Raw genomic sequence first — 18,246 nt, 5'->3', positions numbered from 1 at the left:
GATTTATCTTTTTTGTGAAAAGAGAAAATGCTATCAGCGTTCTTATACATTAACGACTAACGAATATATTTATAAAACTTGAAGGATAATTTTGTTTGATCTATCGTCATTAGATCATTAGAAAAAATAAAATGTTAAATCAAACACCGTGCTCAATTTCCTATGAAGAACTCTTAAACTTTTATAAAGAAAGTGGTGCGGATGCTGTTCTGGCAGATTTACCTATTGATCGTTTTAAGCAATCTGTTTGTTCAGAGAAAAAATTAATATCTGTTGTGAATGTTTCTCATAATCAACACCCCCCCCCCAAAACATCTCCAACCATAAAATTAGATCATCAGCCGCTGCATAACTCTAGGGCTATACAAAATGAACCTGCAGCTATAGAGAGCGCAAAAAGTGCAAAGACACTTGATGAATTAAAATCTGCTCTTCTTGCATTTAATGGCTGTTCATTAAAGTTAACAGCAAAAAACACCTGTTTTTCAGATGGGACAGCAGGAAGCCCTCTGATGCTCATAGGCGAAGCCCCAGGACGAGAAGAGGATATACAAGGCGTTCCTTTTGTAGGAAAAGCAGGAATGTTACTGAATAAAATTCTCGCATCAATTGGCTTAACAAGAAATAATGTGTACATCGCCAACACTATTCCTTGGCGTCCACCAGGAAATCGTACACCAACACCAAGAGAAGTTGCCTTGTGCCGCCCTTTTATTGAACGGCACATTTATTTAGCGCGTCCTCGTGTGCTTATAGCACTGGGAGGCGTTGCTGCACAGTTTCTAACCGGATCTCAAAGTGGGATTATCCGAACACGAGGGAAATGGCATGTTTATGAAAGTGAGGATAATATAAAAATACCTGTTATGCCGACTTTCCACCCAGCCTACCTTCTTAGAACCCCTAGTCAAAAGAAGCTTACATGGATAGACTTCTTAGAAGTAAAAAAGCGCCTCGATAGCCTTTTGTAATTCTTTAATCTTTTTTGACTCTAAAATTAAATACCTTCTTTAACTCTTAAAATATGAATGGGAAAACTATGGAACAGCCAACAACATCTATTTATCGTTTGGAAGACTACCAGCCAACCCCTTACATTATCCCCAAAACACAACTTTCTTTCCAATTGGCACCAACAAAAACCTATGTTACAGCCATATTGTCTATTGAACCCCGTCACGATACAAAAGAATTAACACCTCTTGTGCTTGCTGGAGATGATCTTACTTTAATTTCTGTTGCGATTAATGGTGAGACATTAGCTCCAGACACTTATCAAGTTACGCCTTCACGTTTAGAAATTACAACGCCACCCGCAGTTCCTTTTACATTAAAATTGGTTACGGAAGTGAATCCTGAAAGTAACCGCCAACTTATGGGGCTTTATCTTTCAAATGGTGTTTATTGCACACAATGCGAATCGGAAGGTTTTCGTCGTATGACTTATTTTTACGACCGTCCAGATGTCCTTTCTACCTATAAAGTGAAAATTGAAGTAGACTCCCAAACAGTCCCAATCTTGCTTTCAAATGGGAATCTCGTAGAAACAGGAACTTTAGAGAATAATCGCCATTTTGCCGTTTGGGAAGATCCTTATCCTAAACCATCTTATCTCTTTGCTTTGGTAGGTGGCGATCTTGATAAGTTAGAGGACCATTTTACAACTGCATCTGGACGACGTGTCAAACTTGGTATTTATGTAGAAAAAGGAAAAACCAAACGCGCTGCTTATGCAATGGATGCGCTCAAACGTTCCATGCGTTGGGATGAACAATGTTTCGGGCGCGAATATGATCTTGATGTTTTCAATATTGTTGCTGTTTCAGACTTTAACATGGGAGCAATGGAAAACAAAGGTCTTAACGTTTTTAATGATAAATATGTTCTTGCCGATCCTGAAACAGCAACCGATCAGGATTATAGAAATGTTGAACGCGTCATTGCCCATGAATATTTCCATAATTGGAGCGGTAATCGTGTTACCTGTCGTGATTGGTTTCAACTCTGCTTAAAAGAAGGATTCACTGTTTATCGTGATCAGGAATTTTCATCAGATCAAAATGTACGCAGCCTACAGCGAATTGAAGATGTAAAAACATTAAAAGCGACGCAATTTGCCGAAGATGCAGGACCTCTTGCTCATCCTGTTCGTCCTCGTCAATATAGCCAAATTAATAATTTTTACACTACAACGGTTTACGAAAAAGGTGCTGAAGTTGTTCGCATGATACGAACGATTTTAGGTCCCTCTCTGTTTCGTAAAGGCACTGATCTTTATTTTCAACGGCATGATGGACAAGCTTGTACCATTGAAGATTTTATTGCCTGTCTTGCTGAAGTGTCTGGCCGAGACTTCTCGCAATTTATGCTGTGGTATGAACAAGCTGGAACCCCCAACGTAGAAATCGATAGTCATTATCGTGATGGTGTTTTAACAATTCATGCAAAGCAACATATTCCCGCAACCCCACAACAAAATACAAAAAAGCCCATGCTTCTTCCTATTGCATTTGGCTTATTAGGATCTAATGGAGAACGCCTCACTTATGAAGCGGAAACAGAGATTCAATCAGACGTTATGCTGTTGTCCAAAGAAAGCCAAACCTTTACATTAAAGGGTCTCCGTGAAAAACCTGTTTTATCACTGCTGCGTGATTTTTCTGCACCAATCATTCTACACACGCCATTTAATGAAAGCGAACTTATTTTTCTTGCGCAACATGATGACAATCATATCAATCGCTGGCAATCTCTTAATCAATTAATGATGCAAGCTTTGATTCAAAGTATTCAAGATAAAACACAAGCAAAAGCAACATTCCCCCCTGCTTTGCTAAAGCTGATTGAAACGATCCTAACCGATGAAAGTTTAGAGCCTGAATTTCGTGCTTTCTGTTTAAATTTACCTAGTGAGGTTGAGCTTGCTCATACAATCGGTGAAAATATTGATCCAGATCGTATTCATTATGTCCGCAATCAGTTTTTAGCTTCACTTGCACAAACCCATCAAGAGCTCTTAACAAAATTCTATGGGAAAATGCAAATCCAAGAGCCCTATTCACCAAACGCTGCACAAGCTGGAAAGCGAGCATTAAAAAATATCATACTGGATTATCTTTCCATCGCCGAAGCCAATCCAAATCGTGCTGCGACACAATACGCAACAACTGATAATATGACTGACCGTATGGCGAGTATTGCTGTTCTCGTGAAGCATTTTAATGAAAGTGAGCAGGCACAAAATGCTTTAAATGATTTTGAAAACCGCTATCGGCATGACCCTTTGGTCATGGATAAATGGTTTTCTATTCAAGCAATGGTTGCTGGCGCATCAACACTCGAGAATGTTCAAAAGCTCATGCAACACCCGCTATTCTCAAAGGATAATCCTAATCGTGTACGGTCTCTGATCGGTGTCTTTGCATCTCACAATCCCACAGCCTTCAACAGGATGGATGGAGCATCTTATCATTTTCTTTGCCAAATCATTTTAGAAATTGATAAAAAAAATCCACAGCTTGCTTCACGATTATTAACAATGATGCGTTCTTGGCGACAATTAGAACCCATTCGACAACAAAAACTTGAAACTGAATTAAAAACAATTGCTGCTACACCAAAATTATCAAGCGATGTCTCTGATATCATCAATCGTCTGCTCACTTAAAACAAAAAAATATTTTAAATCAATATGATATTAATATTTTTTAATAAATTCTAAAAACACCTCGATCATCATTAAACCGATAAATAGGCAATCCAAGCCTGTTTATCGGTCATGTTTTACATGCCTTTTCCTTTTCGTATTCCACATTCATAAAAGTAAAATACTTTTTTTAAAAAAAAAGACTGGACAGAAGACTCCTGTTTTGATTCACTGCGCTTTGATGGGGTTACTCATGAAGATCGAAGCAGTTTTTAAATCACATTATTCCGGAATTAGAGGAACAAGAGATGACTAAATTGGACGCATATAATGCGCCAACGGAAATGTATGCTGATTCAAAATCGAGCGCTCAAAATCATAAAGCGCAGACAAAACATATTCATCTGCCTTCTGGCTCTGCTTATCAAAAGCTTCTCTTTATTGAACCTTGGTTACGACGCTCACTTCCATTTGCCATTGTCGCATTTCTTATTGTTCTTGCGGTCATTCGTTTTGTGTCAATCTATGATTGGCGCAATACAATTGATAAAAGCACGCGTTCTACCCTCACACTCTTAGCTTCTCATATTACCAATACAATTGATCGTGACTTATTGGCTGTTTCTCAGAAAGGAAAAGTCTCTGCCCTTTCTCATGATCATTTGCAAAATATCCTTACCATTTTTCGCAATCAAGATCTTATCAGTCCCAGTACTTTAATCACCATTGTTGATCAAAAAGGCAATGTCTTGGCTTCATCCAATTCAGAGGTCATCTTAGAAAAACCTTTACAAGATTTTATTTCTGACAGCATTGCTTTACAATCTCTTGGACAACACGCTGGAATCATGAAAATTACAATAGGCAAGGATACCCCTGCTCTTGCTTCATTTCATCAAACAAAAAACGGGCAATATGGCGTCTTCATTAGCGAAAAGATGCAAGATAGCACTGTGGAATGGCGCAGATTTTTTTCGCTGAATATAACCCTCTTCATTGGAACAAGTGGTATTATTCTTGCTCTTCTTTATGCTTATTATAATCAACTTTTACGAGCACGTAAGACAGATCTTGTTTCAGAAAAAATTCAAAACCGTATTGATATGGCAATGATGCGTGGACGTTGTGGATTATGGGATTGGAATATGGCAAGCGGACGCGTCTATTGGTCACGAGCAATGTACGAAATGCTTGGCTATATCCCTCAAGATGCATTACTCTCCATTTCCCAAATTAGCGCCATTATCAATCCCAATGATGCTAATTTTTTTGACCTTGCTCAAGAACTAATGGGAGGCCAAAAAAAGCATATCGATATCAATATTCCTATGCGTCATGCTGATGGTCATTATGTATGGATGCGACTTCGCGCCGAAGTTACTGAAGAAGAAGAACCCCATTTGGTTGGTATTTCCTTCGACATTAGTGAACAGCAACAATTGGCTGAACAAACGGCACAAGCCGATCTTCGTATCCGTGACGCGATTGAAAATATTTCAGAATCTTTTGTCTTGTGGGATGCTGAGGGACGTTTAGTCATGTCCAATAGCAAATTTTGCGAATATGCCGCTATTCCTAAACAAATTCTACAATCAGGGATCCAACGTGCAACCGTCGAAGCCATGGCTCGCCCTGCACTCAGTGAATATCCCCTCAAAGATGATGGTACCGGTAACTTAACCAGTATTCGCCAAACGGCAGATGGTTGTTGGCTTAAAATTAATGAACGGCGAACCCAAGACGGAGGATTGGTTTGTATTGGCACGGATATTTCTGAGCTTAAACAACAACAGGAAAAATTTGAAGATAGTGAAAGGCGTCTTTTTTCTTTTATTCAAGAACTCAAACGCACTAGAGGGAGTGCTCAACAACGTGCAACAGAAGTGGAAAAACTTAATAAAAGTCTGAAAGCAGAAAAAGAGCGCGCAGAAAGTGCGAATAAAGCTAAATCAGAATTTTTAGCCAATATGTCTCATGAATTGCGCACACCTCTGAACGCTATTCTCGGCTTTTCAGATATCATGTTACAATCGACTTTTGGCCCTCTTGGTTCACAGCGCTATAAGGAATATATGCATGATATTTACAATTCAGGAACCCATCTTCTAACTCTTATCAATGATATCCTTGATATGTCAAAAATCGAAGCTGGAAGATTTACGCTTGATTGTAAAAATACCGATCTTGAGCCCATCATTAGTGAAGCCGTACGAACGCTTACACCACAGGCTCAAGAAAAAAACATTGCTGTTACAACAAACATTACACCAGAACTTCATGCTGAAGTCGATGGGCGTGCAATGAAACAGATTTTCCTTAATCTCATCTCTAATGCGGTTAAATTTACGCCTTCTGGTGGAAATATCGATGTCTGCGCTTTCAAGAAAAAAAATAACCTTATTTTTAAAATTACAGATACAGGTGTTGGTATTCCGCAATCAGCTATCAAAAAACTTGGACAACCTTTTGAACAAGTTGAAAATCAGCTTACTAAATCCCATACGGGCTCGGGTCTTGGATTAGCCATTTCACGCTCGTTATTAGAACTCCACAAAGGAAAACTTGAAATTACTTCCAAAGAAATGAAAGGAACAACCGTAACGATTATAATGCCCATCACACAAAGTTAAATTTGTTTTTAATTCCTTCATTTTGTTCTCGCTGTAGCAAAATCTGTTTCCGTTTAGCTCCCCAACGATATCCTGAAATAAAACCATTTTTACGGACAACACGATGACAAGGGATGATAATGGCCAATGCATTACGTGCACACGCATTCGCAACGGCACGAAAAGCTTTTGGCGTACCAATACGGCACGCTAATTCCTCATATGAAATTGTTTCACCACACGGTATATCGCATAATCTTGTCCATACTTGCCGTTGAAAAACGGTACCATTTATATCTAAGGAGAAATTATATTTTTTTACCAACTTAGGTGTTTCTATCATGGCTATAATATGGACAACATCTCTCTTAAATTCATTGTCACCCACAACTTGTTGTGCATCACCAAAGCGTACCGTAAACCCCTGTAATAATTGCTCTGTAGTATCACCCAACGCAGTATAAAAAATCCCCTTTTGAGATTTAGCAACCAAAAGTTTTCCTATGGATACATCTTCCAGACAGAATATTTTCTTTTGGGAAATATTCAGCATTTTAACTTTCTTTAATATTTTAAAAAGTTTTGAACATCACCTATAAAATAAAGGGAAACTATTTACTATCTTTTAAAACCAAACATGATTATTCTGAAATTATCTCCTTAGTCATTGTATTAAAATACACTCGCCCCCTTTTATGGAATGACAACATACATAGATGGACTTTTTTCTTCCCCTAAAGAATCAAGACTGAAACCAGAGCCAAAATCTAGCTTTCTCTTACAGTTCTCCCCCTAACCACTTCAATATGGTTTACTTAATAAACTCTCCTGACAAATTCTAGATTGAATTTTATTACACACCTTAACAAACTCTAACAAAAAATACCTCATATATCATTTTTATGCCCTATATCACCGCTCTAAACGGTAGTACTTTACAAAACAAAAAAAATAAACTTCTCCTTTCATTTTATGAAACTTTATCAAAGCATAATGGTTCATGTTTTATTTCCTACGAATGCTTGAATATTCTCATTCTTGAGAGCACTCTTATTTTCTTATCAAAGGTTATCCTGTTATATACTGACAAGATGGCTCAACCCAAAAAAGAAATTTATTCTTCAATTTTATAAAAAAAGCATGGAAAAGGTATTTTAGTACTTACTTTCTTTGTCACTTAACTTATAAAATGACCGGAGCCTCAAAACTTAAATATTTTTCTTGCCATAATCGTGCACGGATATTTGTCATAGGAAAAAACCATGCCTAAACGCACAGATATAAAATCTATTCTTATCATCGGAGCAGGACCTATTATCATTGGTCAGGCATGTGAATTTGACTATTCAGGCACACAAGCCTGTAAAGCATTGAAAGAAGAAGGGTACCGGATTATTTTGGTCAATTCTAATCCTGCCACGATTATGACAGATCCAAATCTCGCTGATGCAACTTATATAGAACCCATTACGCCTGAGATTGTTGCTAAAATTATTGCCCATGAACGCCCCGATGCCCTTTTGCCCACCATGGGAGGACAAACAGCTCTCAATACTGCTTTATCATTAAAGCGTATGGGAATTTTAGACCGCTATCATGTTGAAATGATAGGGGCCAATGCCGCAGCAATTGATAAAGCGGAAGATCGTGCTTTATTTCGCCAAGCGATGGCAAAAATCGGTTTGGAAACACCACGGTCTATGTTAGCCAATGCCACAGAACTGAAAGAAGAAAATCGCCAGCAACATGCAAAAACACTTGCTGAACTTAAAGAAAAACTTTCTGGTGCTGCCCTTGACAAAGCCCTCGAAGAACTTGAACGCAATTGGCGACATACCGAATCTGATCGCAAACAGCATTATATCGCCCATGCAACAGCAAAAGCAGTTCAAGCGCTTGATGTTGTTGGGCTTCCAGCTATTATTCGTCCTTCATTTACCCTTGGTGGGACGGGGGGTGGAATTGCGTATAACCGCTCTGAATTTTATGAAATTATTGAACGGGGGCTTGAAGCTTCTCCTACAACAGAAGTTTTAATTGAAGAAAGTGTTTTAGGGTGGAAAGAATATGAAATGGAAGTTGTTCGTGATAAGAACGACAACTGTATCATTGTTTGTTCTATTGAAAATATTGACCCAATGGGGATTCATACCGGTGATTCGATCACTGTAGCCCCTGCTCTCACCTTAACCGATAAGGAATATCAACGTATGCGCAATGCTTCGATTGCAGTCTTGCGTGAAATTGGTGTTGAAACGGGAGGATCCAATGTACAGTTTGCTGTTAATCCTGAAAATGGGCGTCTCATTGTTATTGAAATGAATCCGCGCGTTTCTCGCTCTTCAGCACTTGCTTCAAAAGCAACAGGTTTTCCCATTGCCAAGATAGCTGCAAAACTCGCCGTTGGCTATACACTTGATGAATTGAAAAATGATATCACAGGTGGTGCGATACCAGCATCATTTGAGCCTTCTATTGACTATATCGTGACAAAAATTCCTCGTTTTGCTTTCGAAAAATTTCCTGGGTCGTCACCTGTCCTTACGACTGCAATGAAATCTGTAGGAGAGGTCATGGCCATTGGACGTACTTTTCAAGAATCATTACAAAAAGCACTCCGTGGACTTGAAACTGGTCTTACAGGTCTTGATGAAATTATCATCCCAGAACATGCTGAAGGTGATGAAAAAAGTTCTATACGCTCAGCCATTGCTATACCAAGTCCTGACCGTCTACGCTATATTGCTGAAGCTATGCGCGCGGGCTTACCCTTAAATGAAATTCACCAAATCAGCAAAATTGACCCGTGGTTTTTAGAACAAATAGCCTCCATCGTTGAAATGGAGCAGCGTGTCCGCATCCATGGATTACCTCAAGATCAAGATAACTTACGTATGTTAAAAGCTATGGGATTTTCGGATGCGCGATTAGCTACCCTTACCGGAAAAGAACCCGATGATATCGCCGCTTTACGCAAATCACTAAATGTTAAACAAGTCTTCAAACGTATTGATACTTGTGCTGCTGAATTTTCTTCTCCTACAGCCTATATGTATTCAACATATGAAGTTCCCTTTGCCGGTACAGAACACTCAGAAGCACAGATTTCTGAACGCAAAAAAATTGCTATCTTAGGCGGTGGTCCAAACCGCATTGGACAAGGAATTGAATTTGATTACTGTTGCTGCCACGCGGCTTTTGCCCTACGTGATGCAGGCTTTGAAGCGATTATGATTAACTGCAATCCTGAAACCGTCTCAACTGACTATGATACCTCTGATCGTCTTTACTTTGAATCTTTAACAACAGAAGATGTTATCGCTATTTTAGAAGCGGAACAGGAAAAAGGTGAATTGGTTGGAGTCATCGTTCAATTTGGCGGACAAACACCCTTAAAATTAGCAAGCGCTCTCGAAAAACACAACATTCCCATCCTTGGCACTTCTCCTGACGCCATCGATTTAGCAGAAGATAGAGATCGCTTTCAAAAACTATTATTTAAACTTAACTTAACACAACCTAAAAATGGAATTGCCCACTCTATCGAACAAGCACGCCTCATTGCCCATGAACTAGGATTCCCATTGGTTGTACGTCCCTCTTATGTTTTAGGGGGGCGTGCTATGCAAATTATCCGTGACGAACGAAGTTTGCAAAATTATTTACTTGAAAGTGTGTCTGAATTAATTCCAGAAGATATCAAAGCTCGTTATCCCAACGATAAAACAGGACAAATCAATATATTGCTTGGTAAAAATCCGCTTCTCTTTGACACCTATCTAACAGAAGCCATTGAAGTAGACGTTGATTGTCTTTGTGATGGCAAAGAAACACTGATCGTGGGGATTATGGAACATATTGAAGAGGCAGGGATCCACTCCGGTGATTCAGCGTGTTCTTTACCAGTCCATACGCTTTCACAGAGCATCGTCGCTGAATTAGAGCGCCAAACAAAAGCATTAGCACAAGCACTTCATGTTCGTGGCTTAATGAATGTACAATATGCCATTAAAGAGGACACGATTTATGTCTTAGAAGTTAATCCCCGCGCTTCGCGGACAGTTCCATTTGTTGCGAAAACAATTGGTCGCCCTATTGCTAAAATGGCTGCACGTATTATGGCAGGAGAAACGCTGCACAATGCTCTCCAAGCTTATGGTGGATTACCTTCTTCGCAGAAAAAACAACATATTGCCGTCAAGGAAGCCGTGTTTCCTTTTGCCCGCTTTTCAGGTGTTGATACGCTTCTTGGTCCAGAAATGCGTTCAACCGGTGAAGTTATGGGGCTTGACTATGAGTTTGCGCTTGCTTTTGCTAAAGCGCAACTTGGAGCTGGTGTAAAACTCCCTAAGGAAGGGACTTTATTCGTTTCTGTAAGAGATGAAGACAAAAAACGCATCTTAAATCCTGTAAAACGTTTAACAGAACTTGGCTTTTCTGTAGTTGCCACAAGTGGAACACAAAAATTTCTCACTGAACATCATGTTGAAGCAAAAAAAATCAACAAAGTTCTAGAAGGACACCCGCATATTGAAGATGCTATTCGTAATCGCCAAATTCAATTGATTTTTAATACAACCAGCACTGCCAGTGCCATCTCAGATTCCAAATCATTACGCTATGCAGCACTCATGCAAAATGTCCCCTATTATACAACAATAGCGGGAGCCGAAGCTGCCGTAGAAGCAATCAAAGCACTCAAAAAAAAGCGCCTTGAAGTACGTTCCCTGCAAAGTTATTTCAGTTGAATTTCTTCCTAGGTGGAAAAGCGCACGCCTTTTGATACCCTTTCTTGATTTTCTCTTTGTATAAAAAATAGCAATTAAAGCTTGCTTTTTATGCTAAAGGCTTTTATATGGGTTCTATCGAATTTTCGGTTACGTGACTTTCTTTCCTGTGCGTTCTGCACTTTTGACGAAACTTCTCCCACCTAATTTCGATCTACAACCGTATTGAAGAATTATAGCTTCAATACACAATATAATTATATATCTAAGGAGTTTCCTATGTCTACAGGAACAGTTAAGTGGTTTAATACAACAAAAGGTTTCGGATTCATTCAACCTAGCGATGGCAGTGCAGATGTATTTGTACACATTTCCGCCGTCGAGCGTTCTGGTCTAACCAATCTTAATGAAGGGCAAAAAATTTCTTATGATGTTCTTCAAGATCGTCGTTCAGGAAAATTTGCCGCTGGCAACCTTGCAGCTCTTTAAAGTTTAAATTCTGCAATATTTTATTTAAAAATCTTCGTCTATAACGACGAAGATTTTTTTATTTTATGTAAAGCAAAATTGATCTTGATAAAAGAAAACGCTACTTATCTATTTTCTACAATTTATCAAGATATTCCTACCCTTCCTCTAATACTTTTATAATCCTTAAGAGAAGAATTCCTTGTTAAAATTCTCAAAACACAACGCTATAAAAATCCATATCAGAGTATTTTAGAAGTTTTTTATTGCATACAATATAATCTCTTATAGAATATCTTTAAAGCGATAATCATTTATTGATATAATATAAGGATTTTAAATTATGGCTTTTATCGCAGACAAGCTGTCTCGTATCAAACCTTCTGCAACAATTGCTGCTTCCCAAAAAGCCCGTCACTTAAAAACATTAGGGCACGATGTTATTGCTTTAAGTGCTGGAGAACCAGACTTTGATACCCCAGACAACATCAAAAATGCGGCCATTGAAGCTGTTCGAAGGGGAGAAACAAAATACCCTCCCATATCTGGAATTCCAGAATTGCGCCAAGCAATTTCTGCAAAATTTAAAAGAGAAAATAACCTTCTTTACCAACCAGAACAAATTATTGTTGGAACCGGTGGAAAACAAATTCTCTTTAATGCATTGATGGCAACGTTGAATAAAGGAGATGAAGTCATCATTCCATCCCCTTATTGGGTGAGTTATCCAGAAATGGTCGCACTTAACGATGGTACGCCTGTCTTTTTAGAAACAAAAGCTGAATTTTCTTATAAACTTCAACCACAAGAGCTCGAAGCGGCCATTACCCCCAAAACAAAATGGTTCATCTTTAACTCTCCTTCAAATCCATCAGGGGCTGCTTATACATATAATGAATTGAAAAAACTCACGGATGTTTTAGTAAAATATCCTCATGTCTTTATCCTTTCCGATGATATCTATGAACATCTCACGTATGAAGGTTTTACTTTTGTGACTCCCGCTCAAGTAGAACCAGCGCTTTATGAGCGCACACTCACAATGAATGGTGTTTCCAAAGCCTATGCCATGACGGGTTGGAGAATCGGTTATGCCGGTGGACCACAAGGATTAATTAAAGCTATGGATACCATTCAAGGTCAGCAAACGTCCGGCACGAGTGTTATTTCACAATGGGCTGCTGTTGAAGCACTCAATGGGCCTCAAGACTTTATCACTAAAAATAAAAGTATTTTCCAAGCTCGCCGTGATCTCGTTGTTTCCATGCTAAACCGAACTCCTGGTATTCATTGTCCAACACCTGAAGGTGCTTTTTATGTTTATCCTTCTTGCGCAGAACTTATTGGCAAGAAAACACCAAACGGCCAATGTATTAGGAATGATGAAGACTTCGCTATAGCGCTTCTAGAAACAGAAGCTGTTGCTGTTGTCCAAGGGTCTGCTTTTGGACTTGGATCAACTTTTCGTATTTCTTATGCAACATCAGAAAAATTACTTGAAGAAGCTTGCACACGTATCCAGCGCTTTTGTAACAGTTTAATTTAAAATTTTTAACATCATCTCTTGTGATTGTTTTTTGCCGAATATCAATTTATCTAACACACTATCGAAAGCTATATTAAGCACAGGGACTATCGATTCAGCAAAAATATTCATGAATAAATATAACAAAAAAATAGAAGCTGCAGATAAAGATCAAAAAAAATCTAGTGATCAAATAAATGAGTCAGTCTGTGGTCATGAGAGATGAAAAACCTGTTTAGCTTTCTCTATCCAATTTATAACACTAAGAAAAATCTCGTACTTTTCAACATAATCGCCCTTATAATGAAACCTTTTCTATTACTTGGCTTCCTTTTCGCCAGAAAATGAAGAAGAGTCTATCCCTCTCTGTTGTGTAAATAGTTCAATTTCTCTTAAGTTTTTGCTATTAACCATTTAATTAACTTTATAGGTATTATGAACAAGCCCTTAATATTCATCCTCATACTCTCATAAAAAACACTTCATATATAAAGTTTTAACAGAATTTTATGATACAACAGAATAAAACTCTCTCAAATTTCTCATTGAGCTTTTAGTCTACCTAACAAATTTGTTTGATATTCATAAATTTTGAAATTTTTTCTTATCAATCTTCCCATGCATTACATTTTCTAAACACTCTTTTAGAAATAAAAAAAAGCCGGACACACGTCCGGCAAATTTGGAAAATCCTCAGAGATAAAATCAATCTGACAGATCTTCGTAAGGGAACACTCAAGAAAATGCAATGGGAGGCAACATAATCAAGAGATAGCATTCTATGTCATTTTATAAGCAGAAGCACAATAAAGACTTAAGCGTATCTGCTATGCAATAAACACATAGCTCTAATTTTTTCTCAATCTTGTATTTCTTTCATTAAATAGAAAGAGATCATCCTCATACGATTGTCCAATTTTCAATGTTATAGTAACCTTCACATTTGAGAAAATTTATAAGGGATATTTTATCCCTTTCTGCAAGAGTATTTATTCACACAAAAGCCCTTCCACCGTATGATCTAAAATGGTTTTAGCAACTTTATAAGAGGCATCGGTTGTTTCAGCGAACCAATCGCGTAAACTAGAGTAAAATCTATGCAAACAAGCTCCAAGTTTATTTTTCTCATATCCTTTGATATACAGCTCTCAGCAAAGTAACCTCAACCTCTAACAGAAAAAATCATTATGAGATAAATAGGCACGCTTGTTTTAAATTTAAAGGAATCTCTCTCAAGACTCTCCCTCAACTTGCGACAGCGCTATGTGGATGTTATAATCATAAAAGCTATTGAAACCTTCCATCTTTATACTTGTGAAGGAGCAAACCCGTACCATCACACATTTTGCCAGCCCCCATGTTTCGACAACCCTTGGCACTTGAGATGGTTTGAAAGAGGCATACCTTTCTCGTAAAAATTTTATCCATACGTCCCACCCGCTTGTAACGTGCAAGAAAGTGAGTTGATTGATTCGATATAAAAAGATTTGGAATGAAAAAATATTACGAGAGTCTTAGGGTGCAAAACAATTAATTGTTCGTTATAAATAAGATATGAATATTAAAAAGACCACTGACGTGCTTTTAAGAAAATATAATCTCGAAAAGCATTCAACCTTGCTAAATTCTTTAAATTATAAGGGTAACAAAAAAAAGTATCAAAAGAAGGAATATCAACCATATCAGGAAAAAGACGTACCAAACGCTCATCATTATTGACAATATAATCAGGTAGCACAGCAATCCCAAGATCACGCATAAGCGCATTCTTTATTGAGATGATATTATTGATTTGTAGGACTGAAACACGCAATGATCCATCACTTCTACCGGCTTTTTCCAACCAATTTAAACCAGATAAATAAGGAGGAACAGGTTCACCGAACGAAATAATACGATGTTCATCGAGCTCAGACAATTTTTCCGGTTTTCCATAATTTGCAATATACTTTTCCGAAGCATAAACATGCATATGAATTGTAAATAATTTTCTTTGTATAAGATCAGGTTGTTGGGGTTGATGGAGGCGAACAGCACAATCTGCATGACACATTGTCAAATCAAGCTCTTCATCAGAAAGCAAAAGCTGAACTTGCATATCAGGATAAAGACTGAGAAATTCTGGCATACGCTCTGCAATCCACCCCGCCCCCATTCCGAAGGTCGAGGTCACACGTAAATGCCCCCTTGGTTTTGCGTAGCTTTCACTTAATTGTAAACGGACACTTTCAAGCTTCATCAAAACATCATGAGCTGTACGATAAAGAGTTTCTCCCTGTTCTGTAAGAATCAAACCACGCGCATGACGCAGGAATAAAGATACACCAACCTCTTGTTCTAAAGCCGATACCTGTCGCGAAACTGCTGATTGGGATAAATGAAGCTTTTGAGCCGCATGCGTAAAAGATCCCGCTTCTGCTGCTGCATGAAATACCCTTAACTTATCCCAATCCAACGGTGGCGCCACAATTAATCCTACCTCTAGATTCTCTATATTTTTAATAAATTATTAACGCTTAGATATATCCAAAAACCGCTCTGCTTCTAACGCTGCCATACATCCCCTTCCCGCGGCTGTTACAGCTTGTCGGAATGTTTCATCTGTTACATCCCCTGCAGCAAAAACACCAGCAATACTTGTTGCTGTTGAATCCGGCGCTGTCCATAAATAGCCGCCTCTTTTTTGTTTCAGTTGCCCTTCAAACAGAGAAACAGCAGGATCATGCCCAATGGCAATAAATATTCCCTCTGCTTCCACTTTCATCTCATGACCTGTTTTGACATTTTTCAAACGTGCCCCTGTTACAACAGCTCCCTTTGCCCCCTGAGCTGGCAGTCCTACAATTTCTTCAACCACATGATCCCAAAGAACACGTACATTATTACAAGTAAATAACCTATCTTGCAAAATTTTCTCTGCCCGAAACTTTTCTCGCCGATGAACCACGCTTACACTTTTTGCTATATGCGATAAATAAAGAGCTTCTTCAACGGCCGTATTTCCTCCTCCTACAACAATAACATCCTTACCCCGATAAAAAAAGCCATCACATGTAGCGCAAGCAGAAACACCACCGCCCATAAAAGTCTGTTCACTTTCTAAACCAAGCCAGCGTGCTTGGGCTCCTGTTGCGATAATCAGTGCATCACAAGAATATTGTGTTCCTGAATCCCCATATAAGACAAAAGGATCCTTCAGTAAATCTGCCTTTGTAATCGTATCATAGACAATTTTTGTCCCCATATTTTCAGCTTGTTTTGCCATTTGTTCCATCAACCATGGTCCTTGGATGGGGTTAGCAAAACCTGGATAATTTTCGACATCCGTTGTAATTGTCAATTGCCCCCCCTGCTGCAAGCCTGTCACTAAAACCGGCTGGAGCATTGCTCTTGCCGCATAGACCGCCGCTGTATAACCAGCCGGACCCGAGCCAATAATCAGCAGACGAATATGCGATTGTACCATTAAATCCCCTTCACTTTCTACAACTTAATTATTTTACAACTTAATAATTCTATAAATTATAATGGAATGCAGTCTTTTAAAAAAATATTTTTCAATAATCTCAATTATGTTATATATGTACTCCTTTTCAAGTTTTATGAAAAGGTCTGATTACTAATTCATCAAGGCATGCTAATGTTAAGAATTAGTCTTTATCCTATAAAGAGAAAAACGTAAATTCTTATGAGCACAAAACCATAATAAAAAGAGATACAAAGATAGGGAACGGTCATTTTTCAGTTTATTATCAATGTCTGTGCACGTTTTGCGTTAATCATGGGAGGCGCAATGCTTTTGCCAATTTTGGTGGATTTGCATGACAAAAACCATAATGGGATAACCTTTCTCTATTCTTGTGCCATAACCACCATGTTAGCAACGCTGATTCTCTTAGCAACGAAGGGAGCTACTTGTCGTTTTTCAGCACGGCTTGGCTTTATGCTCACTGTTTGTCTTTGGCTCACTGGAAGCATCGTGGGGGCCTTACCTCTTTATCTTTCCCCTCTTCCCATTTCTCTCGCAGGAGCCATTTTTGAATCTGTCTCGGGAATTACAACAACAGGCTCCACAGTCCTTTCTGGTCTTGATCATTTATCGCGAAGTATTGTGTTATGGCGTTCTATTATATGCTGGATTGGGGGCATTGGTTTTATCGGTTTAGCCCTCTTGCTTTTGCCTTCACTGCGTGTAGGGGGTGTACGGCTTTTTCATATGGAGTCATCTGATAAATCTGAAAAAATATTGCCCCGTATCAATCAAATTGCGAACGGAATTATCATCGCTTATGTTGGGCTCACATTGGCTTGTATGCTTTCTTATTTTGCCGCAGGCATGAATTTATTTGATGCTATTAACCATGCAATGAGTACGGTCGCAACTGCTGGTTTTTCAACGCATGATGCTTCTTTTGGCTATTTTTCTGATAAACCAGCTATCTTAATTATTGCAACAATCTTCATGTTGCTTTCTGCTTTACCCTTCGTACTTTATGTTAAATTAGTCCTTCCTGGACACTCCAAACGCTTCCTTGACCCACAAGTGATTGTTTTTCTCCATATCGTTCTCCTTTTCAGCTTTGCTTTAGCAGCATGGTTACGGTTTCATGATCATCGTGCTTTCCACTTGATTTTCCTTGATGTCATTTTTCACCTTTCATCTATTATTAGCACCACAGGTTACAGTGCTGAAGATTATCAACTTTGGGGACCCTTTGCGCTTGGAATTTTCTTCATTGTTTCTTTTACAGGCGGGTGTGCTGGTTCTACTTCTGGTGGCATGAAAATCAATCGCCTCATTATTCTTTGGCGTATTACACAAACAAATATAGAAAAACTTCTTTCTCCTAATGTCATTGTAAAGGCACGCTACGATCACTCAAATATATCAAACGATGTTGCTCAAGCTGTTTTGTTTTTTGTCTGTCTTTATATGTTCTGCCTTGTTATCGGCACTGCACTTTTACTCACAACCGGTCTCGACTTTACCTCTGCCTTTACAGGCGTCTTAACAGCACTTTCAAATGTTGGTCCAGGCTTTGGAGATATTATTGGCCCCGCTGGTAATTTCTCTAGCATAAACGATAATGCTTTATGGATTTTAAGTTTTCTAATGTTAGCTGGACGCCTTGAAATCATAACAATATTCGTCCTTTTTATTCCCGCTTTCTGGCGTGAACAATTCTAATGCATAGAGCATTTTATTTTATCATAATAAAAAATTGATAAAATAAAAAAGGCGCGAACAATATTTAATCTTCAATCAATCAA

At 38.5% G+C, this 18,246-nt stretch carries 10 protein-coding genes; 7 read left to right on the top strand and 3 right to left on the bottom strand.

Annotated features, from left to right (window positions below; all coding sequences use genetic code 11):
- Positions 1 to 131 precede the first annotated feature (131 nt).
- The 3 genes from PVV70_RS03820 (at position 132) to PVV70_RS03810 (ending at position 6,276) form a co-directional block, all read left to right on the top strand.
- Entirely contained in the window at positions 132 to 971 is an 840-nt protein-coding gene (locus PVV70_RS03820; protein WP_273757968.1) for a uracil-DNA glycosylase family protein, read from the top strand.
- A 68-nt stretch (positions 972 to 1,039) separates the two neighbouring features.
- On the top strand, positions 1,040 to 3,667 hold the full coding sequence (gene pepN / locus PVV70_RS03815) for an aminopeptidase N (RefSeq protein WP_273757967.1): 2,628 nt from the start codon (positions 1,040 to 1,042) through the stop codon (positions 3,665 to 3,667).
- Positions 3,668 to 3,954: 287 nt separating this feature from the next.
- Positions 3,955 to 6,276 carry an ATP-binding protein gene (locus tag PVV70_RS03810; RefSeq protein WP_273757966.1) on the top strand — a complete coding sequence of 774 codons (2,322 nt, stop codon included), beginning with the start codon at positions 3,955 to 3,957 and terminating at the stop codon, positions 6,274 to 6,276.
- Here PVV70_RS03810 and PVV70_RS03805 read toward each other — a convergent pair.
- A complete protein-coding gene (locus PVV70_RS03805; protein ID WP_273757965.1) occupies positions 6,263 to 6,808 on the bottom strand; it encodes a methylated-DNA--[protein]-cysteine S-methyltransferase in 546 nt (181 codons plus the stop codon). The genes PVV70_RS03810 and PVV70_RS03805 overlap by 14 nt on opposite strands.
- A gap of 709 nt (positions 6,809 to 7,517) precedes the next feature.
- Here PVV70_RS03805 and carB point away from each other — a divergent pair.
- From carB to PVV70_RS03790, 3 genes are all read left to right on the top strand, one after another.
- Entirely contained in the window at positions 7,518 to 11,003 is a 3,486-nt protein-coding gene (gene carB, locus PVV70_RS03800; protein ID WP_273757964.1) for a carbamoyl-phosphate synthase large subunit, read from the top strand.
- A 258-nt stretch (positions 11,004 to 11,261) separates the two neighbouring features.
- On the top strand, positions 11,262 to 11,471 hold the full coding sequence (locus PVV70_RS03795) for a cold-shock protein (protein ID WP_005773801.1): 210 nt from the start codon (positions 11,262 to 11,264) through the stop codon (positions 11,469 to 11,471).
- Positions 11,472 to 11,793: 322 nt separating this feature from the next.
- Positions 11,794 to 12,996 carry a pyridoxal phosphate-dependent aminotransferase gene (locus PVV70_RS03790; RefSeq protein WP_273757963.1) on the top strand — a complete coding sequence of 401 codons (1,203 nt, stop codon included), beginning with the start codon at positions 11,794 to 11,796 and terminating at the stop codon, positions 12,994 to 12,996.
- Positions 12,997 to 14,536: 1,540 nt separating this feature from the next.
- Here PVV70_RS03790 and PVV70_RS03785 read toward each other — a convergent pair.
- Both PVV70_RS03785 and trxB read right to left on the bottom strand, forming a co-directional pair.
- Entirely contained in the window at positions 14,537 to 15,442 is a 906-nt protein-coding gene (locus tag PVV70_RS03785) for a LysR family transcriptional regulator (protein ID WP_273757962.1), read from the bottom strand.
- Positions 15,443 to 15,484: 42 nt separating this feature from the next.
- Complete coding sequence (trxB, locus tag PVV70_RS03780) at positions 15,485 to 16,441, bottom strand: thioredoxin-disulfide reductase (RefSeq protein ID WP_273757961.1); 957 nt, start codon at positions 16,439 to 16,441, stop codon at positions 15,485 to 15,487.
- A 327-nt stretch (positions 16,442 to 16,768) separates the two neighbouring features.
- On the opposite strand from trxB, the gene PVV70_RS03775 reads away from it, so the two are divergent.
- Positions 16,769 to 18,163 carry a TrkH family potassium uptake protein gene (locus tag PVV70_RS03775; protein WP_273757960.1) on the top strand — a complete coding sequence of 465 codons (1,395 nt, stop codon included), beginning with the start codon at positions 16,769 to 16,771 and terminating at the stop codon, positions 18,161 to 18,163.
- Positions 18,164 to 18,246 lie beyond the last annotated feature (83 nt).

This window comes from Bartonella sp. AU55XJBT, assembly GCF_028618525.1.
This window is presented reverse-complemented; position numbering and strand designations above follow the sequence as displayed.

Excerpts from the sequence above, each read along its gene's own strand:
- PVV70_RS03820 (WP_273757968.1), top strand. The coding sequence starts at position 132 with ATGTTAAATCAAACACCGTGCTCAATTTCCTATGAAGAACTCTTAAAC.
- pepN (WP_273757967.1), top strand. The coding sequence starts at position 1,040 with ATGGAACAGCCAACAACATCTATTTATCGTTTGGAAGACTACCAGCCA.
- PVV70_RS03810 (WP_273757966.1), top strand. The coding sequence starts at position 3,955 with ATGACTAAATTGGACGCATATAATGCGCCAACGGAAATGTATGCTGAT.
- PVV70_RS03805 (WP_273757965.1), bottom strand. The coding sequence starts at position 6,808 with ATGCTGAATATTTCCCAAAAGAAAATATTCTGTCTGGAAGATGTATCC.
- carB (WP_273757964.1), top strand. The coding sequence starts at position 7,518 with ATGCCTAAACGCACAGATATAAAATCTATTCTTATCATCGGAGCAGGA.
- PVV70_RS03795 (WP_005773801.1), top strand. The coding sequence starts at position 11,262 with ATGTCTACAGGAACAGTTAAGTGGTTTAATACAACAAAAGGTTTCGGA.
- PVV70_RS03790 (WP_273757963.1), top strand. The coding sequence starts at position 11,794 with ATGGCTTTTATCGCAGACAAGCTGTCTCGTATCAAACCTTCTGCAACA.
- trxB (WP_273757961.1), bottom strand. The coding sequence starts at position 16,441 with ATGGTACAATCGCATATTCGTCTGCTGATTATTGGCTCGGGTCCGGCT.
- PVV70_RS03775 (WP_273757960.1), top strand. The coding sequence starts at position 16,769 with ATGCTTTTGCCAATTTTGGTGGATTTGCATGACAAAAACCATAATGGG.